Annotated in this window: 1 pseudogene; it reads left to right on the plus strand. The window is 33.9% G+C overall.

Annotated features, from left to right (window positions below):
* A pseudogene (locus tag GVJ63_RS21990) lies at positions 1 to 433 on the plus strand (amino acid permease); the annotation flags it as partial.

Genomic DNA, 433 nt, shown 5'->3' on the forward strand with positions numbered 1-433 from the left:
ATTTGATGGTATGACTGAAGATTTAATTCCATTGTATGCGGTTGGTGTATTCATTCCATTTACACTAGCACAATTCGGTATGGTTATTAAATGGATTCATGAACGTCCTAAGAATTGGTTAAGTAAGTTGTCTGTGAACTTACTAGGTGGTATCGTGACATTTATTGTTTTTATGATTTTACTCATAACTAAATTTAGCCAAGTATGGCCGATACTTATTTTCTTGCCGTTCGTGGTGATTTTCTTCTTGAAAATTAACAAACATTATCGAGATATCGCAGAACAATTACGTTCTGACATTGATGTTCTTAATGTGGACGTGGTAGATCGTAATTTAGCAATTGTGCCGATAACAAGTATTACAACAGCAGTTGATAAGTCTATTTATTACGCACAAATGCTTGCGAATAATGATGTCATAGCAGTACATGTA

The organism is Pantoea sp. 18059, from assembly GCF_902706165.1.
In the GTDB taxonomy this organism is placed as follows: Bacteria; Pseudomonadota; Gammaproteobacteria; order Enterobacterales; family Enterobacteriaceae; genus Pantoea; species Pantoea agglomerans.